Origin of the sequence: Paenibacillus sp. FSL R10-2734, assembly GCF_037963865.1 — a bacterium.
Lineage (GTDB): Bacteria > Bacillota > Bacilli > Paenibacillales > Paenibacillaceae > Paenibacillus_AQ.
Genome location: NZ_CP150170.1, coordinates 1,706,856 through 1,731,680, shown reverse-complemented (window position 1 = coordinate 1,731,680; position 24,825 = coordinate 1,706,856). Strand labels below are relative to the sequence as shown.

At 44.5% G+C, this 24,825-nt stretch carries 25 protein-coding genes and 1 other annotated feature; of the genes, 10 read left to right on the top strand and 15 right to left on the bottom strand.

Annotated features, from left to right (window positions below; translation table 11 throughout):
- Nucleotides 1-51: 51 nt before the first annotated feature.
- The 8 genes from NSS67_RS07675 to NSS67_RS07640 form a co-directional block, all read right to left on the bottom strand.
- The gene (locus tag NSS67_RS07675; protein WP_339319001.1) at nt 52-396 is read right to left on the bottom strand and encodes a thioredoxin family protein; all 345 of its coding nucleotides are present in this window, start codon (nt 394-396) and stop codon (nt 52-54) included.
- An 80-nt stretch (nt 397-476) separates the two neighbouring features.
- Nucleotides 477-2,105: a polysaccharide biosynthesis protein gene (locus NSS67_RS07670; protein WP_339319000.1), complete on the bottom strand. Its 1,629-nt coding sequence runs from the start codon at nt 2,103-2,105 to the stop codon at nt 477-479.
- A 27-nt stretch (nt 2,106-2,132) separates the two neighbouring features.
- Entirely contained in the window at nt 2,133-2,618 is a 486-nt protein-coding gene (locus tag NSS67_RS07665) for a DUF456 family protein (protein WP_339318999.1), read from the bottom strand.
- 37 nt (nt 2,619-2,655) lie between these two features.
- On the bottom strand, nt 2,656-3,411 hold the full coding sequence (locus NSS67_RS07660) for a Cof-type HAD-IIB family hydrolase (protein ID WP_339318998.1): 756 nt from the start codon (nt 3,409-3,411) through the stop codon (nt 2,656-2,658).
- A gap of 77 nt (nt 3,412-3,488) precedes the next feature.
- Complete coding sequence (locus NSS67_RS07655) at nt 3,489-5,594, bottom strand: penicillin-binding transpeptidase domain-containing protein (RefSeq protein ID WP_339318997.1); 2,106 nt, start codon at nt 5,592-5,594, stop codon at nt 3,489-3,491.
- A gap of 61 nt (nt 5,595-5,655) precedes the next feature.
- On the bottom strand, nt 5,656-7,731 hold the full coding sequence (locus NSS67_RS07650; protein ID WP_339318996.1) for a penicillin-binding transpeptidase domain-containing protein: 2,076 nt from the start codon (nt 7,729-7,731) through the stop codon (nt 5,656-5,658).
- Nucleotides 7,732-7,902: 171 nt separating this feature from the next.
- The gene (locus tag NSS67_RS07645; RefSeq protein WP_339318995.1) at nt 7,903-9,048 is read right to left on the bottom strand and encodes a transglutaminase domain-containing protein; all 1,146 of its coding nucleotides are present in this window, start codon (nt 9,046-9,048) and stop codon (nt 7,903-7,905) included.
- A 63-nt stretch (nt 9,049-9,111) separates the two neighbouring features.
- Nucleotides 9,112-9,549, bottom strand: coding sequence for a hypothetical protein (locus tag NSS67_RS07640; protein ID WP_339320534.1), 438 nt, complete (start codon nt 9,547-9,549; stop codon nt 9,112-9,114).
- A gap of 269 nt (nt 9,550-9,818) precedes the next feature.
- Between NSS67_RS07640 and NSS67_RS07635 the strand changes: the two genes are divergently transcribed.
- Together NSS67_RS07635 and NSS67_RS07630 are read left to right on the top strand one after the other, a co-directional pair.
- On the top strand, nt 9,819-11,006 hold the full coding sequence (locus NSS67_RS07635) for an MFS transporter (RefSeq protein WP_339318994.1): 1,188 nt from the start codon (nt 9,819-9,821) through the stop codon (nt 11,004-11,006).
- Nucleotides 11,007-11,136: 130 nt separating this feature from the next.
- The gene (locus NSS67_RS07630) at nt 11,137-11,490 is read left to right on the top strand and encodes a DNA primase (protein WP_339318993.1); all 354 of its coding nucleotides are present in this window, start codon (nt 11,137-11,139) and stop codon (nt 11,488-11,490) included.
- 77 nt (nt 11,491-11,567) lie between these two features.
- Here the strand turns inward: NSS67_RS07630 and NSS67_RS07625 are convergent, their stop codons facing one another.
- Together NSS67_RS07625 and cyoE are read right to left on the bottom strand one after the other, a co-directional pair.
- Nucleotides 11,568-12,191: an SCO family protein gene (locus NSS67_RS07625; protein WP_339318992.1), complete on the bottom strand. Its 624-nt coding sequence runs from the start codon at nt 12,189-12,191 to the stop codon at nt 11,568-11,570.
- Nucleotides 12,192-12,207: 16 nt separating this feature from the next.
- The gene (gene cyoE, locus NSS67_RS07620; RefSeq protein WP_339318991.1) at nt 12,208-13,140 is read right to left on the bottom strand and encodes a heme o synthase; all 933 of its coding nucleotides are present in this window, start codon (nt 13,138-13,140) and stop codon (nt 12,208-12,210) included.
- A gap of 243 nt (nt 13,141-13,383) precedes the next feature.
- Here cyoE and NSS67_RS07615 point away from each other — a divergent pair, with 243 nt between their 5' ends.
- Nucleotides 13,384-14,385, top strand: a complete 1,002-nt coding sequence (locus NSS67_RS07615) for a metal-dependent hydrolase (RefSeq protein WP_339318990.1) — start codon at nt 13,384-13,386, stop codon at nt 14,383-14,385.
- A gap of 105 nt (nt 14,386-14,490) precedes the next feature.
- Entirely contained in the window at nt 14,491-14,679 is a 189-nt protein-coding gene (locus NSS67_RS07610; RefSeq protein WP_339318989.1) for a hypothetical protein, read from the top strand.
- Between the two features lies 1 nt (nt 14,680).
- Here NSS67_RS07610 and trpS read toward each other — a convergent pair whose 3' ends face one another.
- On the bottom strand, nt 14,681-15,667 hold the full coding sequence (trpS, locus tag NSS67_RS07605) for a tryptophan--tRNA ligase (protein ID WP_339320533.1): 987 nt from the start codon (nt 15,665-15,667) through the stop codon (nt 14,681-14,683).
- Between the two features lie 64 nt (nt 15,668-15,731).
- Nucleotides 15,732-15,971, bottom strand: a binding site (T-box leader).
- A gap of 134 nt (nt 15,972-16,105) precedes the next feature.
- Between trpS and NSS67_RS07600 the strand changes: the two genes are divergently transcribed.
- Together NSS67_RS07600 and NSS67_RS07595 are read left to right on the top strand one after the other, a co-directional pair.
- Nucleotides 16,106-17,080: an aldose 1-epimerase gene (locus NSS67_RS07600; RefSeq protein ID WP_339318988.1), complete on the top strand. Its 975-nt coding sequence runs from the start codon at nt 16,106-16,108 to the stop codon at nt 17,078-17,080.
- A gap of 204 nt (nt 17,081-17,284) precedes the next feature.
- The gene (locus NSS67_RS07595) at nt 17,285-17,515 is read left to right on the top strand and encodes an alpha/beta-type small acid-soluble spore protein (RefSeq protein WP_339318987.1); all 231 of its coding nucleotides are present in this window, start codon (nt 17,285-17,287) and stop codon (nt 17,513-17,515) included.
- A 200-nt stretch (nt 17,516-17,715) separates the two neighbouring features.
- On the opposite strand, the gene NSS67_RS07590 is transcribed toward NSS67_RS07595, so the two are convergent.
- Nucleotides 17,716-18,126, bottom strand: a complete 411-nt coding sequence (locus NSS67_RS07590; protein WP_339318986.1) for an O-methyltransferase — start codon at nt 18,124-18,126, stop codon at nt 17,716-17,718.
- Nucleotides 18,127-18,608: 482 nt separating this feature from the next.
- Nucleotides 18,609-20,408, bottom strand: a complete 1,800-nt coding sequence (locus NSS67_RS07585; RefSeq protein WP_339318985.1) for a M3 family oligoendopeptidase — start codon at nt 20,406-20,408, stop codon at nt 18,609-18,611.
- A gap of 118 nt (nt 20,409-20,526) precedes the next feature.
- Here NSS67_RS07585 and NSS67_RS07580 point away from each other — a divergent pair, with 118 nt between their 5' ends.
- Together NSS67_RS07580 and NSS67_RS07575 are read left to right on the top strand one after the other, a co-directional pair.
- Nucleotides 20,527-20,718, top strand: a complete 192-nt coding sequence (locus NSS67_RS07580) for a YycC family protein (protein ID WP_339318984.1) — start codon at nt 20,527-20,529, stop codon at nt 20,716-20,718.
- The gene (locus NSS67_RS07575; RefSeq protein ID WP_339318983.1) at nt 20,715-20,945 is read left to right on the top strand and encodes a hypothetical protein; all 231 of its coding nucleotides are present in this window, start codon (nt 20,715-20,717) and stop codon (nt 20,943-20,945) included. Before NSS67_RS07580 ends, NSS67_RS07575 begins: the two co-directional genes overlap by 4 nt.
- 91 nt (nt 20,946-21,036) lie before the next feature.
- Here the strand turns inward: NSS67_RS07575 and NSS67_RS07570 are convergent, their stop codons facing one another.
- The gene (locus NSS67_RS07570; protein ID WP_339318982.1) at nt 21,037-21,741 is read right to left on the bottom strand and encodes a DUF2225 domain-containing protein; all 705 of its coding nucleotides are present in this window, start codon (nt 21,739-21,741) and stop codon (nt 21,037-21,039) included.
- A 36-nt stretch (nt 21,742-21,777) separates the two neighbouring features.
- The gene (locus NSS67_RS07565; RefSeq protein WP_339318981.1) at nt 21,778-22,161 is read right to left on the bottom strand and encodes a globin; all 384 of its coding nucleotides are present in this window, start codon (nt 22,159-22,161) and stop codon (nt 21,778-21,780) included.
- A gap of 411 nt (nt 22,162-22,572) precedes the next feature.
- Here NSS67_RS07565 and ylbJ point away from each other — a divergent pair, with 411 nt between their 5' ends.
- Entirely contained in the window at nt 22,573-23,829 is a 1,257-nt protein-coding gene (ylbJ, locus tag NSS67_RS07560; RefSeq protein ID WP_339318980.1) for a sporulation integral membrane protein YlbJ, read from the top strand.
- Nucleotides 23,830-23,911: 82 nt separating this feature from the next.
- On the top strand, nt 23,912-24,715 hold the full coding sequence (locus tag NSS67_RS07555; RefSeq protein WP_339318979.1) for an NAD kinase: 804 nt from the start codon (nt 23,912-23,914) through the stop codon (nt 24,713-24,715).
- The last annotated feature ends 110 nt before the right edge of the window (nt 24,716-24,825 follow it).

The window sequence follows — 24,825 nt, the reverse complement described above, 5'->3', positions numbered from 1 at the left end:
AAAAAAAACACCGCTTTTGCTCGAACAGGCGAAAGCGGTGGTTTCCCGAAATTACTGTTGAAGGCTTTGATACACTTGAACCGCTTTATCCAGGAAATTCTCAATTTCCTCGCGGGATTTACGTAATTTATTAACGAATCTAACCAATTCGCGACCATCGGAATACGCGACGAAGCTTGGAATCCCCATAATATTTTGTTCCTGGCTAACATCACCCACAGCATCAACGTCAACCTCAACCAGCGTTAGACGATCTGCAAAGGCTTGTTCTACCTCAGGGATGAAAGGATCGATATATTTACAATCCGAGCACCAGTCCGCCTTGAAGATGGCTATTGTTAATCGTGGAGATTGAATGGCTACCTGAAATTCAGCAGGAGAACTAATTTTGTCCATAGCTTTCTCAGTCCTTTCATTCACATATCTGTCAAACTTCTATTCTCTAAGTGAAGCAAAATGTCATGCAGAAGTCAAACCTATTCTCTCATACGAACACGTGCAGGCTGTAATTTCATCAGCGGATGGAGCAATTTTTGCAGAGCACGCGGATAACTGGAGACTTCCTGTTTAGTAAGCACACCCAGTACAACTAGCATTACCAGATAAATAACAACTACTGCGACTCCTACAACAAGACAAGTAATCAGAAACGCCAGACGTGCAGGCATTAGATCTGTTAACAGAATTCCAGCTTCGTTCAAACCAAAACCAATTCCACCGGATACAAGGACTGCGATCGCGAAACCGCCCCAACGTTTGCCCATAATTTCGAAAGGTACAATGGTTTTCAGCATCCGTAAGTTAAGAATAGTAATGACTACGAAACAAAGTGCTGTTGCACCGATAATCCCGTAGATCCCAAATACCTTACTCAGGAAGAAGCTTGCAACTAATTTAACAATAATACCCACTAGCACATAATACATTGAAATACGTGATTTGCCCATACCGAGCAAAATGGAGTTCGTTGTCATCATAGTGATCTGAAAGATCGTTCCAATCGTAAGCATTGCCACAATTCCACTTCCGTCCAAGCTACTGAACAATAATCCATTCACAGAATAGGACGCAGCCACAAGCGCCAATACAATTGGCATCCCTGTCAGGATAGAAATCCGCAAAGCAAGTGTAATTTGCTTCTTCAGGTGTCCCTCATCACGACGAGCATAAGCAGCTGAAATGATTGGAATCAGCGAGGTTCCTAGCGCAATGGCTAGTACCGGTGGAATTCCGGCCACACTTTGTGCACGCGTGGTTAGTATACCCAAAGCTGCTGTTGCACTCTCTCTACCCATCTGATCGATAAGCAGCGGAACAGCTAAAGAAGTGTCAATTACATTCACTACTGGAATCGTAAGCGAAGAAAGCACGATCGGAATCGAAAGTGTAAAAATATCCTTGTAAATTCCCCAAATCGGTAATTTTTGAGTGGTCTCATAATTTAAACCCTGCTGTTTGTCCTCTCGGCGCAGCTTGATTGCAAAATAAATCATGATACCAAAGGCTGCAATACTACCAATTACGCTACCGAAGGATGCTCCAGCAGCAATCGTTGTATTGTTATAACCCTGCTGTAATAGAATATAAGCTAGTAAAATAGCGACTAGTACGCGAGCAAACTGCTCTACGATCTGAGAGATACCACCAGCCATCATGTTGTTGCGCCCTTGAAAATATCCACGCATCATGGCAATCGCCGGAAACAGTAAAAGTGCAGGTGCAATCGCTCTAACTGCCATCGCTGATTCAGGTACATCAGCAATATGTGTCGCATAGAACGGAGCGCCTATGTACAGCAAGGCAGTCATGATTACTCCTGCTACTACTGAAAATAGCAATGCTGCATGATACACTTGTCTCGCCTCTTCTGGGCGATTCAGGGCGTACCGCTCGGAGACCATTTTACTGAGTGTACTTGGAATACCTGCTGTAGCCACGGTTAGCAGCATCAAATAGATATTGTTCGAAACCCCAAACGATGCTCTCCCCACATCATCAAAAATATGATCCAGCGGCACCCGCTGAACAAGCCCGAGTACCCTTGCCACCAAAGCTGCAGCAGCAAGGATAAGCGTGCCTTTTACGAAAGACTCTTTCTTGGACAAACCATTTCCCCTTCTTCACTGTTAAAATTAAAACCGGACGACCCATATAAAGAAGAGGACGACCATTATAATTTGTAGCACAATTTTGACAACAGTACTACTAAACAACCCAAGTATTGATCCTACACTTACCTTGGCAGCTTTAGCTGGTGAAGAACCCACGATCAATTCTCCAATAAAGGCACCCAGAAACGGACCAATAATAAGGCCAAAGGCCGGGATTACAAATGGACCAAGGATTAGCCCAATCGTACTCCCGATAATCGATGACCGTGAGCCGCCGAACTTCTTAACACCCCACGCTCCTACAACGTAATCAGCTACGAATAGAACCACAACGATCAGCGTTTGAATAATCCAAAACCAAACACCAAAGGGTTCGAAAGAAAAGAACCAGCCGTATACAAAAAAGGCAAGATAAATCGCAAGCGCACCCGGCAGGATAGGATACACAGCACCGGCCAGTCCTACGGCGAATAAAGCAATAATTAGAATCCAACCCAGGATCGTCAATACCTTAACCTCCTAATAGCAAATATGCTCTATGGATTCACTTCGAAACAGCTTCATTAAAAATATATTTTTGAATGACTTCGGCGATTCCGTCATTATTATTCGATGCCACCACAGCATCAGCCTCTTCTTTAACCGTCTCCTGAGCGTTGCCCATGGCGACCCCAAGCCCTGCCTGCTGAATCGCTGCAAGGTCGTTGAGACTATCACCAACCGCTATAACTTGGGACATCTCTAGCCCAAGCAGCTTGCAGACTTCCATGATTCCGGTTGCTTTATTCACACCTAGAGGATTGATCTCCAAATTATGCGGAGAAGAGTTGGTAATCTCCAGACCACCCATATCTTGAAGGCGAAGCAGCAGCTTATGCCGAAGCTCATCATCTTCGGTGTGATAACCGAATTTAAGCCATTCTCTGCCTGTGACATCCCCATCCCAGTTATCCTGTTTGTGGACCTTTTCCGTAGAATAGGCCCAGAACCAGATGTCATCTTCCTTCGCAAGCCCATGCATTTGTTGTACCAGCATAGGGTCCATCAGAGATCGGCGATAAATTTCATGCGGTGCTCGCCATACCTCACTACCGTTTACAGTAATCATCGGTGTTTCTAGTCCAAGCTGCTCCGCATATGGAAATGCACTTGTAAAAGCTCGGCCTGTCGACAGACAGACATGAACGCCTGCGTCGACCGCCTTTTGAAGCCATTTCACCGTTGTAGGTGTAATAATCTGTTCATCATTCAGTAGGGTTCCATCCATATCCAATGCAAGCAGGCGGTATTTGGCAGTCATTGCCACCCCTCCATTCTTATGTGCTCTCTATAGAAGAGCTGTTTATTTTTTATTCAATATTCACCTTAGGGTCAGAGTTACTGAGTACCTGTAGTCGTTCCCTCCTTCGCAGGATCATTAGCATTGTTACCAGACTGAAGACTCTTCTTCGGAACGCCATCAAGTCCGTACTCCCAATCATAAGCATCGAAAATTTTGCGAGCTACCGGTGCAGCACTTTGGGAACCAAAGCCCCCCTCTGGAATGACTACGGCTACTGCCAGTTTAGGATTATTACGTGGAGCATAGGCAATAAATACACCGTTATCGCGAATCTGCCCCTTAGCTACTTGCTGAGATGTACCTGTCTTACGAGCAAAATCATAAGGGAAATCAGAAAAAGCACTAACTGTGCTTCGCATACCCTGCTGTATTTCATTCCAGTAGGATTTATCGAAGGATGTTACTTCATTCAGCACCTCACGACCGAACTCCTTGACCACTTTTCCGTCAGCATCTGTAATCTTGCTAACCAGCTGAGGTTTAATCCGCTGTCCTTCATTAGCAAGTGTGGCTACATATTGCGCAAGCTGCAACACTGTATAGCTACCTTGTTGGCCGAAAGAAGCATAGACAAGTGCCGCTTGAGCACTACCCGCAGCCTCTATATTGGTATAGTTGATCTGTCCTAAGAATTCATTTGGCAGACCACTTCCCGTAGATACACCAAGACCAAACTCTTTCATATACTTATCCCAGACATCTACGCCCTTACTTTTGTACTTGTCATACAATCTTTTACCGATCATATCCACCATGAACGCATTCGAGGATTTCTCAATCGCTCTTGCAGGATCCATAGAACCGTATACGTGTCCACCAGAGTTTCTTACCTTGGTTTCATGACCTGCTTTACCAAAAGTCGCGAAACCTCTATCCGGATAGTAGGTTGAGGTTGTAAAGAGACCTTCATTCAGACCCACGAGTACGCTCAAAGGTTTAATCGTTGAACCTAGAAGCAGTACAGACCTCAGTCCATTCCCTGACGTTCCTGAAGAAATCGGATTAATGGTACCGTTCTGATAGTTGTCCATTATACTGTTCCAGACATCTGTGGACAAGGAGCCTGATGTCCATATATTAGTATCGTAGTCCGGCATACTCGCCATACTGACGATATTACCTGTATCGACTTCCATCGCTACAGCGTAACCAGTTAAAGCATTAGGATGCGTTTTACCTTGTACAGGATTGGAATGCAGCCACTTAATCTGATCCATAATCGCCTGTTCTGTCTTCATCTGAATATTCTTATTAATGGTTGTCCAGACGTCATTGCCTTTCACAGGAGGGACTACTCGTTCGATTTTCTCTGCCATGTTCTGCGGATTGACGGAGATTTCCTGATAGCCATTTTGTCCCCGAAGCTCTCTTTGATACTGCAGCTCCAGACCATCAAATCCGACAAATTCGTCATCCTTATAAGTCAGTCCTGGCTCCGGATTATTCTTCATAGCATTTAAGATATTCTTATAGATATTAAGGCTGTTTGCCGATTTAAAAGGCTTGATATAACCTACCGTCTGTACGGCAACCGTGTCTTTATCGTAGTGACGAATACTTTCCTCGACAATTTCAAGGCCTGGGTACTCTCCCTTATGTTCCATGAAGTAGGCTACTTCCTGAGTAGTCAGGTCAGCCTTAATTCGTCGTGCCATAAAGCCAAGAGATTTCCGGAAATATAAATCCAGTGCTTCAATTACATCTTCTTCTGTCATTTTCTCTGCATTTGGATCGCCGTATTTATTGAAATCAGCTACCAGCTTAGCCGCCAATGCATCTGACTTGGCTTTAGCTTCTGGGGTCAGGGTGGTTTTACCGGTAACTTTATCTGTTTCCTTAGCTGTAAAATCCTTATTGAGCGTAATATACAGCGATTGTACCGGCGTAGAATACGCTAACTTCTCACCTTCAGCAGCATAAATTACACCTCGCATGGATGCAAGGGGTACATTTTTGGTATCTCTACTTGTCTCCACTTCAGTTAAAGTTGGTCCTTCCACGAACTGCAACACAGCCAGGCGTATAATAATCACGCAAAATATAACGAACGTGCTAAAGAAAAACACGTTGAGTCGCAGGCCTATGGAACTTTTACTGTTGGTCTCATCTGGCGGTGAGGCCTGCTTACGGAAAAAACTCACAGTTTATTTCTCTCCTTTTTCTCTAAAATAGCCGAAGGCGCTTTTACTTGAAATAAGCCTATTATTTTTGAATGGGGTCTATCACAGGAGTAACCTTCTTTTTCGGCACACCATCGAGCCCGTACTCCCAATCATAGGCGTCAAAAATTTTACGAGCAACCGGAGCAGCGCTGTTGGAGCCAAAGCCCCCTTCTGGTATAACAACCGCTACGGCCAGCTTCGGATTTTCTCGCGGAGCAAAGGCAATAAATACCCCATTATCACGGTTTATATTTTTTCTGTCTGTTTTTTCAGAGGTACCAGTCTTACGTGCAAAATCATAAGGAAAATCATCAAAGGCACTAACTTTACTGCTCATCCCCTGTTTAATCTCTTTCCAGTAGGATTTGTCAAACGTTACCTTATTAAGCACTTCTCTTTGAAATTCCTTAACCACCTTACCTTGCGCGTCCGTGATCTTACTAACGAGCTGAGGCTTAATACGCACACCTTCATTAGCAAGAGTAGAAGCATACTGGGCAAGCTGCAATGTAGTATAACTGCCTTGTTGGCCAAAAGAAGCATAGATAAGTGCGGCTTGTGAACTGCCTGCGGCCTTAAGATCAGTATAGTTAATCAGACCCGCTGATTCACCTGGGAGACCACTTTTCGTAGATACACCCAGTCCGAAGTCTTTCATATATTTGTCCCAAACCTCTATGCCTTTATCCCCCGGGTATTTCTTATAAAGCTGTTTCCCCACCATATCAACCATAAATACGTTAGAAGATTCCGTAATCGCCTTGGCCGGATCTAGTTTACCATATACATGACCCGATGAATTTCTAACAGATGATTTATTATCCTTACCGAAATAGGTAATCCCAACATCTTGGTAAGTGGGTGATGTGTTAAAAAAACCTTCTTCCAAACCAATTAATACACTTAATGGCTTGATCGTAGATCCCATAAAAACAAGTGAACTAAAATCATGGCCTGATCTTCCTGAAGAATTCGAGGTAATTGTACCGTTTAGATGATTATTCATAATTTGATTCCATACAGGTGTTGATAAGGAGTCTTTGGTCCATACATTCGAATCGTAATCCGGCATGCTAGCCATAGCAACGATATTCCCAGTCTCCACTTCCATGGCTACGGCGTAACCGGTTAAAGCATCTGGATGCGTCTCACCTTGAACAGCATTGGTATGTAGCCATTTAATCTGATCCAATATAGCCTGTTCTGTCTTCATCTGAATTTTCTTATTAATGGTCATCCAAATATTATTACCCTTTACAGGAGCAACGTTCTGTTCAACCTTCTCAGCCATATTCTGAGGGGTTACCGAAATGACTTGATAACCATTTTCTCCCCGTAGCTCTCGTTGATACTGCATCTCCAGGCCATCAAACCCCACGTATTCTTCTGCTTTATATATAAGTCCAGGGGAAGAGTCATTTTTCATAGCACTACGAATATTCTTATATAGCGCTATTTTTTCAGTCGATTTGAAAGGCTTCCCAAAGCCGACCGTTTGCACCGCTACCGTATCTTTATCGTAGTGACGAACACTCTCCTCCACGATCGTTAGCCCCGGATAATTGTCTTTGTGCTCCATGAAATAGGCTATTTCCTCTGGAATTAATCCAGTCTTGATCCGTCGCGGCACATAACCTAAATATTTTTTGAAATCTAAATCTAATAACTCCAAGATATTTTGTTGCGTCAGCTTTGGCTCATTCGGATCTCCATATTTAGCAAAATCAGCCGCAAGCCTTGCCGCAAGCGCATTAGAGTTGTTCTTCGCCTTCTCCGTGAGTGAGGTCTCACCCGTTGCTTTATCTGTTGTTCTAGCTGTGTAATCTTTAGTTAATGTAAGGTAAAGCGACTCCGTAGGTGTTGAATAGGCAATCTGTTCTCCTTCGGCAGCAAAAATAATCCCACGCATCGCTGCGAGCGGAACAATCTTTGTTTCCCGATTCGTTTCTTCTTCAGACAACAGAGCCCCTTCAGTAAACTGCAAACCTGCAAGACGTACGATAATAATACAAAAAACAAAAAAAGTACCAAAGAAAAAAATATTCAGTTTCAGACCCACAGCATTTCTTGAAGATATCCCGTCCTTAGGCGGGGGCAGCTTACCGAACAAGCTCACCAGCTTTCTTCCCTTCTACAAAAAAATGTCTGGCATACTGTTACCTGCGACATTGCTCTTATGATGAAGGTGATTTCTAAGCTGCTTATTGTGAGCATGCACTCGCATTTATGGTCGAGCTGACGTTACTTGAGTTTATTGTACCACACCCAATAAGCCCAGCGCCCTCACTCAGAGGGCGTTCTCTCTTATATGAGTTTCATCAAAATCCTTCGGATTGAACCAATCTCCACTGCTCGCCCAGGTCGGGTCCAGTGGGATCCAAGCTTGCCGATCACTTATATATACTTCATTCCAAGCATGCGCACCATAACCGCCACGCCCATCGTAACCTTGGCCTGTTACAACCCGCACCTGTAAGCCCTGTGAACGAGCCATCACAGCGTAAAGTCGAGCATAGTCTATACACACCCCTTGACGAGTGTCGAACGTATCCTGTGGTGTCTGTTCATGCCACACCCTGTTTTGCAAATAATTATCAGCTTTGGCATAATCGTAAGTCACACGTGTACCTACCCAATCATAGAGAAGTCTTGCTTTTTTCTCTTCCTCTTGCGCTTGTCCAACAATGTCTTCTGCTGCCCCTATAATATCCTGAGGAATTTCGTGATCGATAACCTCATATTTTCTGCGTAGGATATCATTCATCTCTGCTGCAACGGTCTTCGTTAGAATAGGAAGTTTCTTCTGTACAGTCTCACCAACAATAGGTTCAAATACAGCTGCAGCACTCTGACTATAGATTGGAGAGGACTCCACATAACGACTAAACCCACTCTCTGGATTTAATCCAACGCAGATAAAAAGAGCAAGAACAATGACCAGACCACGAGTTAAGCCTATGATTAATCCAACAATTGCTCCTCCTAGGCGGCTTACTTGCGTAATCTTTCTGTCTTTAAATTTCTTAGTACGCCGTAATTGTTGAAAAGGAAGCAGCATGGATAACAACCCTAGGAGCATGCGAATCAACATATAAGAAATCAGGAGCAGCAGTAGAAACCGAACTAGCGGCGATTCTGATAGCACAGACACCGCCGTATAATAAATTTGCTGCCATTGTGTCAGCTTCGTATCAGGCAGACTAATCCCCGATGCCCAAGTCTCTACATAGGGATTGAGGTAGGCTACAGCTGGAATAGCTAATACCAATGATACTATAGTAAATAACCCTGTTCCCAGTAGCCCAAATAATCTTCCAGTAGCGCTTGAGAAACCTCTGCTCCAGCCTTGCAATAAAGAGAAGATTACAACCAGCAGGAGGGCGATGGAGATGATATTAGCATCACTCAAACTAGTCAACCACCCGTTTATCATATCTTCTCTCCCCTTTCAGTCGCCCGCTTGCTCGCAAGTTATATTTTTTCCAGTTCAAATCTGTTATTGATGTTTTCGGGCTTCCTCGATAAATGTTTTTGTCGTATCTGTAACACTCCACTTTCCAAGACTTACTCCTCGGAAAGTAACCTCTACTTTATCTTCACCCGCTGTGCCCTTCACTTCAATATTCGGTGTCGTGATCGTAAATGTCCCATCACCATTTGAAGTGTACTTCGCATCCTGCGCTTCTTTTAGCATGACCTCTTGCGCTTCCTTCTTCAGCGTACTTACCGTTCCATCCGCTACCTTATTCACAGCGTTACCAATTTGGTCCATTGTAACACCACTATAAATGAATAGACCTACAACAATAACAATGACAATCGCCCATTTCAGAACGGTTTTGACCAAATTAACAACCGCAAACAGCAGGACTAACGCAATTACAATAACTAGCCAATTTTCCCTTATAAACTGTGACCATACCTCTGGATCCATCAATCTCACAACACCCCTATCGCCTAGTTTCGTCCTAAGGATTCTCTCTTCCCATAGACATAACGCCAATATTAATTATTATACATGAATGCCCCTCATAATTCATGGTTCCACCCTCCATGAAAGGTATACCCTATTAGCGGATTTAAAAAAGCGGTATAAGCCCTCTCTGTCCCACGTAAAGTACAAGTAGCTGCTATAAGTTGTTCTTCTTAATTACGCCGTCCAGCATTACTTGTGCTGTAGGTGGCTCTCGGAGGTGTTTCCCTGTGAAAACTGCGCTGTGGCTCTACTTGTTTCTCTTTCTGGCGTTCTTCGATTTACATGCTCAGTATCCCGTCCTTACGCCCTTTGCCATCTCTCTTGGTGCAGGACCCACCTTTATCGGCTGGATGATGGGCATGTACTCATTGACCCACCTTCCCGGTAATCTGCTCGCAGGTGTACTCGTCGATCGTAATGGCTCCCGCCGCTACATCGTCTTCAGCCTTGTCGCTGCAGGAGCCATTCTACTGCTGCAGGCCCATGCACAGCTCCCATGGCATCTACTTATGCTAAGAGCAGCAAGTGGATTCGTCCTAGCCTTCCTCTCTCCGGCTTGTATGACACTGCTGGCTTCATTATCATCTGATGCCACAGAGCAGGGGAAATATATGTCCGGACATGGTATTGTTCATACTTTAGCTTCAGTTGTGTCCCCTGCTGCGGGAGCATTTATCGTAGCTAAAGCCGGCTACTCTGGCACCTTCACCACACTTGGATGGCTACTTATCGCAACAGGAATCATGGCTTTTTTCAGCGTGCCTGCACCTTCAAGACGTATATTAAGGCCTCTAAGTCCAGCGGAATTACCATTAAAAACTCCAGATAAAGCTTCTATTCCAGCGAAGGATGAGGACCCGGTATCTAAACGTTATTACCTTCTGCCTTTTTTCGTTTCCTGTTCACAAGGCGTTCTCTTCTTCGAGCTCCCACTATCTCAAACAGGGAGCAATAGCATTCTTTCCACTGGAATACTACTGTCACTCCTCAGTTTAGGTGCTTTGGTAACGCTCAGCATGCTCTTTCTGAACCGTCTTGCTCCAGGAGGAAGAATAGCAGCGGCATTGCTGGGAATGGCCATCTCCTTCTTTGCACTCGCCTCATTCGACAGTATTCCAGCTGCTGCTATTCTCTTTATGCTCGGTGCAGCCAAAGGAATTTTGTTTCCTGCAATGGCCTCACTCTTTATTAGTCTAGGTGGCCCTGGTCGAATGGGTCGGACCTTCTCCTTGCAGTCGATAGCCATGTCACTTGGCGCATTCGCTGGACCCGTAGCCGCCGGTCAGCTAAGAGCCTTCGTTTCTCCTTACTTCATAGCCTTTCTAGTACTAATGATAGCATTGCTTCTTCTTCCACCTAAAAACACAGGAAAACTATCGAGCCTCACTTCCAAATGGAACGGGCGGGCCGCATGATTCTATGCTTTTACGACATTTCCCGGGGAATGAAGACTTTCCTGTAGAATCAGTTGTTAAAAATGACGATCCTTCGGTAAACTATAATGAACCTGAAGCAAGTGTCCATTTCCGGAGGTGATTGCAGCTAATGTCCATTACGATTATTGTCGAAGGTAAGAACGATCGCAGTAGATTACGACGCGTGCTGGTACCAGAGGTAGAAATCCTATGTACCTTTGGTACATTAAATACACTTAAATTAGAGACACTCCGGCACCAAGTAGGAGATGGAGAAGTATACCTTTATCTGGATAACGACAGTTCTGGCAAAAAAATACGCAGTGTTCTGCGCGATGCCTTCCCCGATGCCGGTCACATCTATACTCGTCGCGGATATGCTGGGGTGGAAGGCACGCCCGATGAATACAATATCACTCAGCTTGAAAAAGCTGGATTGGAAGAATTCATCATCTACCCCGAACCACTTCCTTTTTTAATCTGAAACAAGTATAAACGCCTTCTTCGTTTCCCCTTCAAAAGAGGGATTCGAAAAAGGCGTTTTTGTTGTGTTGATAGGTTCTATTCCCGAGCCAATTCCTTCAGCCTATCGGCAAGAAATTCAGGGGTTACGTTATCCGTATCTCCTGCGTCATACAGCGCACGGAGACGATTGTCTCGATCAACTAACGCTATACGGTTGGCATGTACGAAGTTTTCTTTGGCATTCCCAGCAATTAATACTTTAAAAGAATCAGTCGCCAGCTTACGAACCTCTTCCTGATCCCCCCGCAAAAAATACCATCCATCATAATTCGCCTGGAAACGGTCTGCAAACGTCTTGATGGCTTCCCGGGTGTCATTCTTAGGATCAAAAGAGATAGAGACAAATTCCACGTCTTTACCAAAAATTCCATCATCAACCAGAATCTTCTGTGTTTGAGATAACATAAACGTAGTTATAGGACATACATCCGGACACTGAGTAAAAAAGAAGTATACCAGCCGTGCCTTACCTTGTGTATCAGCCAGAGTAATCTGGTCTCCATTCACATTTTCAAGAGAAAAGTCTTGTACTTCTCCGATGACTGGCAGTTTTTCTTTCCCTAAATTCAAAGAGTTAACTGCCAGATAACCAGCCATAATCAAAGCAAGTAATAGTAGAAGCCAAGTCCATTTATAACGTTTAAAGGTCTGCACGGACACGTATACCCTCCCTCTTCTAACCGTGAATTGTATTCAATACAAGTACGATCAAACTAACTGTCAGATAGTTGATGGAGAAGAGGAAGTTCTTCTTCGCCCAGACTTCATCATCCTTAGCCTTAAAGCCCATCAAGGTCAACACTAACCAAGCCAAGGACAACGCTGTTGAAATGATTAGATAAAATATGCCCGCATAATCGTAGGCATACATTAACACTGGAATAGGAAGCAAAAGCGCTACATAAGGAATCATCTGAAATTTTGTACGCCGTGTTCCTTTAACTACAGGTAGCAATGGAAATCCTGCTGCTCTATATTCTTCTTTACGTCTTATACCCAAAGCCCAGAAGTGAGGAGGCTGCCATAAAAACAACATAGCAAAAATCAGCCAAGCACCTAGATCAACGGTTCCTGAAACCGCAACATAACCAATTACCGGGGGCATTGCTCCAGAAATTGCACCTACTGATGTGCTCCATGTAGATGTCCGCTTCAACCAAAGGGTGTATACTACAACGTAAACGAACATACCAACAATTCCAAACAGACCGGCAAGCATACCAGAAAAAGCAAACAGCACGATCAAACCTGCAATACCAAGCCCAATGGCGTATAATAATACAGTGTTTGGTTTTAGTCGTCCTGTAGGAAGTCCCCGTTCACGGGTTCTTTCCATCTTCATGTCTAGATCACGGTCGAAATAATTATTAAAAACGCAGGCCGAAGCCATAACCAGCATTGTACCAAGCAGAGTTAGAACCAATCTGCCGTAATGAACATCCCAACCCGAGGCCAGCCAATATCCCGCAAAGGCAGCAATGAGGTTAGATCGGATAATACCGGGTTTTGTTACGGCAATGAAATCACGCCAGCTAGCGCCTTCCGGTGGAGATTTTGCAGACATGGCTGCAGAGTCGGAAGAAGCTTGAAATGTTAATGGATTGTCCACACCTAATGATCCTCCTTCTAAACGAACATTAACGTTCTTACCGAAGTATATTTAAGACTTCGCTGTTAACTTTATCATATCAAACCCGTGAAGACTTTGACAGTCATGGGACAGTAAGTTCATGAATTCGACAATTACGTGACAATATTTATTTCATATTTATTTCAATTCGCTTAATAACCCGAGCTGTATTTGGGTAATTATTAAATAGAGAACTTCCGAACATCAAAGGAGAACTGACCAATGGATACCGCTACACATTTAGTTATGGGCCTAGGCTTAGCTGGGCTTTCCTTCGTTGATCCCATCGTTGCCGCTGATCCGAAACTGGCCGGAGCTGTTATGCTGGCAACGGTTCTCGCCTCTCAGGCTCCTGATGCCGATACTGCACTACGACTGAAGGACAATGCATTGTATATCCGTAATCACCGTGGAATCACACATTCCCTACCCTTTCTAATTCTGTGGCCCGCCCTGATTTCCTTCGTGCTAGGGCCATTATTTAGTTTTACTGATTTACAAGCCCTAAGCCATATTGCGCTCTGGAGCTTCATCGGTGTAGGTGTTCATGTATTCTCTGATCTATTTAATACCTACGGAACTCAGGCTGCTCGTCCATTCACGGAGAAATGGATTGCATGGAACATCATCCACATTTTTGATCCGTTTATATTTGGTAGCCATATCGCAGCTATCCTTCTCTGGATCACCGGAATCGTTCCGCCTAAACCTTTATTTATTACGCTCTATGCCTGTACTATTCTTTATTATGTATGGAGAACCGTCGTTCACGCACGCCTTACGCGTAATATCAAGCTTAAAGATTTACACCATAATGTCGGCGAACGTTATATTGTAATCCCTACAATCTCACTTAAACGCTGGAACGTTGTTAAAGTAAAAAAAGATGGCAGCTATGATGTTGGGCAGCTAGTGAATAACCGACTGGAATGGTTCAAGCATGCTGTATGCTCGAATCATCCCGCTGTGGAGATATCTAAGTCACACCCTGATATTCAGTCCTTTCTATACTTCACCTCTTATGCAGTAGCCGAAGTGGAGGAGCTTCCTTCAGGATATATCGTACGCTGGGGGGATGTGCGTTATTTGCACCGCAAACAATACCCTTTTGTGGCCGTATTAGTTATGGACAACCAATATCAACCTTTAAATACTTATGTAGGCTGGCTTAGCAGCGAGAAGCTCGACAAACGATTTTCCATTGATCCTAGTTCTTTACGATGAAACTGTAGACTTACGCAGAGATCTATTCTATAATCACAAAAAATCCCGGAGTATTATTATACTCCGGGATTCATTTTAGCAGATGCAGAAAGGAAGGCTCTCCTAATGGGTAAAGGACTTTCACTTTGGTTCGCTTGTTCTTCTATTCTTATTCTCACTGCCGCTTCAATCGCGATCAGTTATAGCTTCTGGCTGGCACTTCTTCTTGGGTTTCTCTGCGTAATGAATATTGGATGGGGATTTATCCTCAAAGCCAAGCTCAGACGCAAACAGGAAAGCCTAAGCGCTGATTAGATTAACGAGCTGGCAGAAATCCCATCCGCTCTTTTACTCCATTCAGCGTATCCGCTGCAACAATGCGTGCGCGATCAGCGCCTTCAGCAAGAATATCTGTGATCGCACCCGAGCTGCGAATTTCATTATATCTTTGTTGTAAAGGCTCAAGCGTGGATACAACCACTTCAGCAAGCTCCTTCTTAAAACCGCCATACATTTGTCCTTCATAACGATCGGCAATTTGCTGGAGTGTCATTCCAGAACATTCGGAATAAATACTCATTAAATTACTGATCTCTGGCTTATTAGCTGGATCAAAGATTACTTCACGTCCCGAATCAGTCGTTGCACGGCTGATTTTTTTACGGATCACGTCCGGTGAATCTAACAGAGCAATATAGCTTCCTGCGTTCGGATTACTCTTGCTCATTTTTTTAGTGCCATCGTCCAGAGACATAATACGCGCACCCACTTCTGGAATATACGGCTCAGGAATGGTAAAGAATTCGCCAAAACGATTATTGAAGCGGCCAGCTAAATCACGAGTCAGCTCCAAATGTTGCTTCTGATCTTCTCCTACTGGCACAAGATCTGCATTATAAACAAGAATATCTGCGGCCATCAAGGAAGGATACACGAATAGACCAGCACCAACTGAATCCTTACCTGATGATTTATCTTTAAACTGAGTCATACGCTCCAGTTCGCCCATTGCTGTAAGTGTCGTCATGATCCAGCCCAGTTCAGCGTGTTGTGGCACATGCGACTGCATATAAACATTAGAACGTGTAGGATCAATTCCCGCTGCAATAAAGAGGGCCGCTACAGACTCTGACTGCTCACGCAGCGCCGCAGGATCTTGAGCTACAGTGATCGCATGCATATCGACAACCATAAAGAAACATTGATGATCATCTTGCAGCTTCACAAAATTTTTCAACGCTCCAATATAATTTCCCAGAGTAAGTGAACCACTCGGCTGAATGCCTGACATTACTTTTTTCATCATAATTTATACCTCCGTTTGATGTAATTTCTAAGTTTCCGAGAACGCAAAAAAAGCCTCATCCGCAAGGGACGTGAGACCGTGGTGCCACCCTTATTCGCTGCTTAATCTTGTTTAGACAAGAAGAAAACAACCTTAGTCTTCTGTTAACGGAGAAGATCCGGCCGGTCTACTAGGGCATCTTGCTCCCGTTCAAGCTCGGCGCTCAGGGGTCCATTCATCAGGAGTGTCCTACCGGTTCGCATCAACCACCGGCTTTCTGAAGGTACAATGCCTGCCTACTTATCCCCGTCATCACATTTTCATCATGAATTAATGCCTTCATCATAGAACCATAAAGAGAAGTTGTCAAATCACTTAACCACTACCGTATAAATCTGTTATGATAAGGTTATCCATGTTCTATTCGATTACAGTTACGATAAAGGAGCATATCTCATGAAACAGGTGACCAAAGGGCAGTGGGGCGGTTATGATACTTATATTTTGCACAGCCGTCAACTGGAAGTCACGCTTTTGCCGCGACTAGGAAATAACGTGATTTCATTGTTTGATGTAAAGGAGCAACGGGAAATTCTACGACAGCCTGATGAGAGTGATCAAGCATTCTTTTTGCAAAAACCTTACCATTTTGGCATGCCGCTCTTAATCCCACCCGGAAGAATTCGTAAGGGCCAATTTCAATTCGAGGGTACAAGTTATCAATTTGACCAGAATACCGCTAATGACAACCATATTCATGGTCTACACCGAACTCAGGCCTGGTGTGTCAGCGATATTGAAGAAGATGAGGATGGTTGCGCGGTCACTACTGAATTCCGAACGGAAGATGATCCACACTGGATGGAGCAATTCCCTTTCCCACTCAAATTCGAAATGACATTTAGGCTTCAGGAAGCCCGGCTTACCCAAATTTTAAAGGTTACAAATCTCGGAGATCATCGGATTCCTTTTGGGATCGGTTATCACACCTGGTTTATGATTGATGGAGAACCTGAGCGCTGGAATCTTAAACTTCCAGTAAATAGTATTTATGAACTGAACGATGAGTTGCTCCCTAGCGGCAATCTAATTCCACTCGGTGATCTGGAAGCCTTGAACACTGGAATGAACATGCAGGGAACTAATTTTGATACTGCTCTACGTATTGGAGAAAAACAACCGGTAGAAGCCTTATTATTACGTGATGATGGTTACGGCCTCCGCTATACTGCTGACGAGAATCTATTCCGTCACTGGGTGCTATATACTAAAGGACCAGCAGATCAATTTCTGTGCATTGAGCCCTATACATGGCTCGCGAATGCACCGAATGTATCCGAGGATGTTTCCTTCACAGGCCTCTTAACGATAGAACCCGGTCAGAGTCAGAATCTGTCCACCATGTTAGAAATGATCTACCCTGAGATTTAATGCAGATATACAGTATATCGGTCTTCCCTTGCGATTACGTAAGGGGAGACCGTTTTTTTATGTGTGATTCCTAGCAATAAAGCATTTTCTATCCTCACTTTTAATCCACTAATAATTACCATCCTTAAAACCTTTCGAAAGGATGCATGAATTAACCTCTTAGCGCTCATACTATCTTCACAACGGGCGAAGGAGGTGACACACATGGGTCAAGCAGGTCAAGGTCGTAGCAGCCGTTCCAATAACCTGGTCGTTCCTCAAGCAACTGCAGCTTTGCAACAGTTGAAATATGAAGCAGCACAGGAGCTTGGAGTATCGATCCCCGCAGACGGTTATTACGGGAATCACACTTCCCGCGAAACTGGTTCTCTAGGCGGTTACATTACTAAACGTCTAGTACAACTGGCAGAACAACAATTGTCTGGTCGTCAGTAACAACGTAATCTTAAGTGTTTTATCCGGCTATGGCTTATAAAAAAGCTTAAAGCCGAGTAGCTTTTGAGCCCTCTCACACTTCTTTCTGAAGCTGTGGGAGGGTTTTTGATTTCTACAAGAAAGAGAAGGATCATTTATTGCGCAAGCATATAAATGATCCTTCTCTTTTAATTCGAACTGCAAGTTTATGTAAATGACAATTAACCGAAAAATTGTTCAGAGCTGTCAGCATAGGCATTGCGAGGAGAGCGAATCATCAGATTCGCCATATTGTAATTGGACTCCAACGTAGCATCTACAATCACCATTCCCTGTCTGATGGCGAATTCGTAAGCAATCTCACCATGCGTCCAGCGACGCTTGTATTTCAGACTTTCCAGCGCCATTAGGCGAAACGATGACTGCTGTCCATCTGTCATCCCTTCTTTCACATCAGTGAATCCCCCACACCGCCCAGAAAGAGGATTATGTCGTATGCCGAATTTGCCGATCATGTTATTTCGTATTTGCACAAATACCGTACCAGAAGTTAATCCCGATAATTCTTCTTGTAGCTCCTTAAACACCATGTCCATCTGTCTCGCCAATGATAATTGTTCTGTCTTAAGCATTTTTTTCCTCCTTAAAGTTTTGTTAGCTCAGCTTCGTTCGAGTTTACTTTGCAAAACTAACTTCGTAAGCAATGCTTAGTTTTGTTAGCTTAGCCTCGTTCGAGTTTACTTCGCAAAACTGACCTCGTAAGCGTTGCTTAGTTTTGTTAGCTTAACTTCAGTTTTGTGGGCTTAGCCCTCCCTCTTGTAAGCGTTTACTTAGTTTTGTAAGTTTAGCTAAGTGGTTTTTCTAGCACACCATATATAAGGCTTAAGGCTCATTATAGGTTACTAACTAAAAGCGAACAACATAATTGGGTAAAATTGGGTTATTATCCCTATATATGCGCGAAATCCATAGATCAATCGTACATTATCGTTTAAAAATCGGGCTTATTCGACATTTTACCATCAAAAAAAGCCCCTAATATAGGAGCTTTTGCGTATTTATGCTGAAAAATCGATAATTTTCCTACCGTGAAATTTGTCTTCCTTTAGACATTTTATACTAAATGCTCTGTCATCTCTAAGAACTCGTTAATGTCAGCCACAATCAGATCTGTAGCGCCTTGCCAGAAGTCCGGCTTCGTCAGATCTACACCCAGATGCTTAAGTACCAAATCCTCTAAAGTCATAACACCAGTATCTTCCAGCAAGCTATCGTATTTGTCTGCAAAGGAAGCTCCTTCTTGCAGAGCCAGTCGATATAAGCCTGTGCTGAACATGTAACCAACGGTGTACGGGAAATTATAGAACGGCACATCAGTGATATAAAAATGCAGCTTAGAAGCCCAGAAATGAGGATGGTATTCCGAAAGCACCCCACAGAAAGCTTCCTTCTGCGCTTCCACCATCAGTTCAGACAGCTCCTCAGCATTCACAAGACCTTCCTTACGTTTCTCATAAAAGCGAGTCTCGAACAAGAACCGGGCGTGAATGTTCATAAAGAAGGCCACGCTATTCTGAATCTTCGTCTCAAGCAGCGCCAGCTTCTCTTCAGCATCGCCAGCCGCTTTAACCTGAGCGTCAGACACAATAACCTCTGCGAAGGTTGAAGCAGTCTCTGCAACGTTCATGGCATAATTCTGATTAAATACAGGTTGGTCATCCAGCAGATAAGAATGATAAGCATGCCCCAGCTCATGCGCCAATGTTGAAACATTGGAAGGTGTGCCGCTATAAGTCATGAATATCCGTGATTCCTTGCTCTCTGGGAAGGATGTACAGAACCCACCTGGACGTTTTCCGTTACGATCTTCAACCTCAATCCAGTTATTATCAAAAGCGTGCTCTGCAAACTCCGCCATCTTCGGACTAAATTTTCGGAACTGGGTAACGATATCTTTAGCGGCCTGATCATAAGGGATTTTACCGGAAGATTTGCCCACAGGAGCATCGACATCCACCCATGAGAGAGCATCCAATCCAAGCAGCTTTGCTTTGCGTTGAAGGTAGGCCACGAGTGCAGGCTTGCTATTCGTAATCACATCCCACATCGCATTCAAAGTATCTTGTGTCATACGATTGATGTTCAGCGGATCTTTCAGTATATCATCCCAGCCTCTGCCTTTATAGAGCTTCAGACGAAACCCTGCTAAGTGATTCAAGGTATCCGCGCAGTTATCGGCTGCTTCGGTCCACGCTTCTTCCCATTTGTGGAACATCGCTTCGCGTACTTTCGGATCTGGATCATCCAGCTTGTTAGAAGCTTGACCCGCAGATAGCAGCTTTGTTCCTTCTTCATCCTCAAACGGGATCTTAATCGAGCTTACAATCGTATCATAGTGCTCGCTCCATCCGTGATATCCATCAACAGCTAACTCCAAAGCTAAGCTCTCTAGCTCAGGGCTCATCTTTTCACGGGCCAAATCACGGCTTTCACTTAGCACAAAGGTTAGAGGGGCAATCTCTGGCCGTGCCATCCATTCCGACCATACCTTGTCGGAAGTCTGCCGAAGCACATTATCAAATTGAGAGCTAACCCCCTCGAACCCAGCGCGCATACTCGTCACTTTCGCCGACAGTCGAACAGCACCTTTGTCTAACTGATTCTGAGCTCCGAGACAACCTGCAAATGAAGATACCTCCACAAGTCTTCCTGAACAGCTCTGGAGCAGTTCTATAACCTCGTCCAGCGCCTTTGTAGACTCAACATCCGTTGGAGACACAGCATTCTTCACCAGCCCCTGTAAGGCTGCAATATCTTGCTCTAGATTCTTCAAAAAGCTTTCTAACTCAGAAGAGGAGGATCCTCCGGGAAATATGGAATCGAGTTCCCAAGTCAGTGATAATGGTTGTTTCATGTGTACTCACCATTCCTTTGCTCTCATTTGGTTTTCTTTGTAATTGACTTAACACCATGGTAAAGTGATTAACGATACCAGAACATTCATACCCGATAAACTTTAGGAGGGCATCCATATGAAGCCACTACAAATTTCACCGGAAACAGCCATAACGTTATCGAAGCAACTAGGCGTTCCACTGGAACACTTGATGCATATGCCTCAACATATTTTGCTACAAAAAATAGCGGAGCTATCCAAAAAGCAGAATTCCCCGCAAGCTGAGGGTGGGAATGAAGCGTCTCCTTCTGGAGAGGGTTCACAATGATTCCCTTTAGTCATACCTGGCCTTATGACATTATTTTAGGCGATATGTATGTGCAATACTGCCCCTTCTGCAGCTCGGAGAATGTCCTTCTCCCTATGAAGCCAAAAGAATTGCAAATCGTCCGTGACGGCAAGAAAAAGTTGCTTGTCTTCCCATGCTGCAGCGCCAGTCCCACAGTTGTAGATAACGACGGGGATTATCTCCTATTCGATCGGGTGGTCCGATAAATAGAAGGTCATCTAATTCCCAATATTAACATTTTTATAAAGCGCAGAGGAGAGTATTACTCTCCTCTGCGCTTTTTGTTGTTCATAAGCTTTAAGTACCTGAAGGCAATCCATCGACATCAACATCTATGCCGCGCATTTGCTCTCTTAGCACAGCCCACTGCTCTCTGGCGGCTCGAATCATCGCAGCATCCATAATCTTCTGATCATTAATCAGACGGGAGAACCACATTACAGCCACAGAGAATTCTCCAATGCGCCGGTTAAGCTCACCGATAAGATACATGAGCCGGGCATCATTACCACCTATTCCGTCTTTTTCGTACACCTTCACATATTCATCCAATGAATAACGCAAAAAGCGTTGTTCCTGCTCTGTATTCCCTTGATATCGATACAACCAAGCAATGTGATGCAGCAGACTAGCAATAATTCGATCCTTATCGTTAATACACTGAGCGCATAGAAGCGCAAGTTTATAGGTCTCCAGTGCAGCTTCCCAGCTTCGCTTATCCCCAAAATCACGGCTCTTCCAGCGTTTTCCTACCTGTTCATTAAATGCCTTCCGCTGCAGCTCCGACAGCTTGTCCGCTGAATTTTCTGTAGAGGCAAACCCGCAACTTGGGCAGACACGTACAACATAATAATCCGGATTCTCGTTTTTGTAATATGCGCAGAAATCAGCATCGCGGCGAACAGCCTTTTTCAGGCTAGGACGCACGCGAGAGGTTGAAAATTCATGTTCACAATTGCAACATTTGACCTTAATAGAATATAGGGGTATTAAGTCTGGCAAGTACTCTCATTCCTTTCAGGATTAATCTGTCCCTTATTATTCCTGGGGCATGTTAACAAAATGATGTGCGGGACCGGCAAGGCGATTAAGCACGAAGGAACGCAGCGGCTCTTCTACGCCAGTCTCCACGAGCGCCTCTTTCATACACTGCAGCCATTCTTCAGCACGTTCTGGAGTAATAGGAATATGCATATGCCTTGCTCTCATCATGGGATGTCCATGTAACTCTGAATACATTGGGCCACCGCCAAAAAACTGTGTCAGAAATTGATACTGCTTCTCCAGAACAGGAGTAATGTCTTCTGGAAATAACGGTCCCAGCTGCGGGTGAAGCTGCACTTTGGCGTAGAATACTTCCACCAATCGATGTAGTGCCTCAGCCCCCCCTAAGTTCTCATATATACTCTCATTTGGATTCATTGAGATTACCAGCTTTCTTCCATATTAGTGAAACGTTTCTTAAATGATTATACCAAAAAAAAGCACTGCTCGGATATCCGTCGAAAGTGCCCTTAAACGGCAGAAAAAAGACGCTAAACCATCGTTTAGCGCCTGGAGGTTATTGTCAGTAGGTCCGAAATTCCTCATCACCTGCAGGGACGAGAGAGACCCGGATCACATATACAAAAGCACAAACGAGAACTCCGGCTACAACGCTCATCGCCATCACTCCATCCCATTTATTCTTGTACAGAGGGTGCATTTCTTATTTACATAATATCATAATTCAAGCGAAAAAGCACAGATTTATGTAACCGCTTCCTTTATTTTTTTTGTGCTGTTTGTCCTTCTTTTCGCATACATCTAACCATAGATCAGGAGGCGTTAATTATGACTTTAAAAAAGATTGGCGGCCCACTGCTGGGATTAACATTAGCAGGCTGTATGCTGCTGATGCTGTTTCATCCGGAGGCATCCCTTGGCGCAGCCTTACGAGGCTTGGCCATCTGGTGGGATGTGTTATTCCCCTCCCTATTTCCATTTTTCGTCATTTCCGAAATCATGCTAGGCTTAGGGATTGTTCATCTCTTCGGTGCTCTGCTTGATCCATTGATGCGTCCTCTTTTCGGTATACCAGGTAGCGGTGGGTTTGTCGCTGCGATGGGATATGTATCAGGATATCCTGTTGGCGCTAAATTAACCGCTAAGCTGCGAGAACAGAATCTGATTAGCAGAGTAGAGGGCGAACGATTAGTCGCCTTCACAACCTCCTCCGATCCAATCTTTCTATTAGGTGCAGTATCCGTCGGATTCTTTCGAGACGCATCATTAGGGCTCATACTAGCCCTCGCCCACTACGGAAGCGGTTTGATTGTTGGATTGCTAATGTCATTTCATGGACGCAAAGAACAGAGCCCCCCATCCCAAGACCCAGCAATAACTAGTTCTAACGCCCCCTCCACTCCAGCAAAAAAAGGCTTTGGAAGAATCCATGCAGCACTACTTGCCATGGAGGAGGCTAGGCTCAAAGATGGACGGAGCTTTGGGGAGCTATTAAAGGGCGCCATCCAGTCCTCGCTAAAGCTTATTATTGTGGTAGGTGGTTTAGTTGTATTCTTCAATGTACTAATGGAACTGCTTGCCCGCGCCGGAATCCTATCCTCACTATTTAGCATGACTGGACATCTAGTATCCCTTGTGGGTGGTCCTCCCGAACTGGCTCAGGCCCTGATAAGTGGATTCTTCGAGGTCACTATCGGCGCCCGTTCAGCGGGTGAAGCCGCTTCTTCCATCCCGCTGCAGTTCAAGGTAGCGGCAGCGGCCTTCATCCTCTCTTGGGGCGGCTTATCTGTACATGCCCAGGTGGCTAGTATACTGAACGGTACGGGACTGCGGTACCTGCCATTTTTAACTGCGCGTCTAATTCACGCTTTACTCGCATCAGGCTTGGTATTGCTGCTCTGGAACCCAGTAATGAACACAGGACTGTCTACTGCATGGGTATCATTGCCTGCCTCTGTTGCCTTTACACCTTCTGCCACAGGGATCACTGCAAGTCTCGCTCTGCTGATCCTTTTATTAACAGCCGCCATTCTAGTCTCACTGCTTATCCCTGCTTTGAAGGCAATGATTCGATGGGTAAGGTGAAGTTGATTAACGTATTGTGTTCCGGGTCAAGATTGATTATGATCGGTGTATGACTGAATAATACAAAAGGAGCCTGTACATCTTGAGATATTATGTTCTGGACCGCGGTGATGAACTATCAATCAAACTTGCCGAGCAGTTTCACAAGCTAGCGGCGGAGCGGGACCTGCAACTGGATGCCGAGTCTCCGGAAATCGTCATCTCTATTGGCGGAGACGGCACAATGCTGCACGCTTTTCATACCTTTATCGATCAAATACCCAATTTAGCCTTCGTAGGTGTACACACAGGACACTTAGGCTTCTATGCGGACTGGCAAGCGGAAGAGCTACCCACCTTAATCGACTATATGTGCGGTACCGAAAATTCTGAGCCACAGAAACCTCGTATCGTGAAATATCCGTTACTTGAGCTGGAAATCCACAAGAAATCTGGTTCTTCGTCCCACATTGCCCTAAATGAATTTACCCTTAAAGGGGTCGATGGAACTATAATGATCCAGGTTGACATTAATGATGTCACTTTCGAAATGTTCCGTGGAGACGGGCTTTGTATCTCTACTCCCTCTGGCAGCACAGCCTATAACAAAAGCCTTGGGGGCGCCATGGTACACCCTACAATAGAAGCGTTGCAGATTGCCGAAATCGCATCTATTAACAACCGTGTATTCCGAACCATGGGATCACCATTACTGCTGCCGAAGCATCATCATTGCGACATTTTATCATGTAAGGATCAGCGCTTGCTGCTCACGATTGATCATAACAATATTCCAGTAGATGACCTGATTTCAGTACGCTGTCAAGTATCGGACAAAAAAGTCAGTTTCGCTAGGTACCGACCGTTTCCGTTCTGGAACCGTGTCCGTGAAGCTTTTTTGGTTTAAAATTAACCCTCGACCAACGATTTTCTGTGGCCGGAGATATCCATATCTCCGGCTCTTTTATGTGACAAAACTAACATCAATTGATAGACAGAGAGAGAAAGAAAATGGTA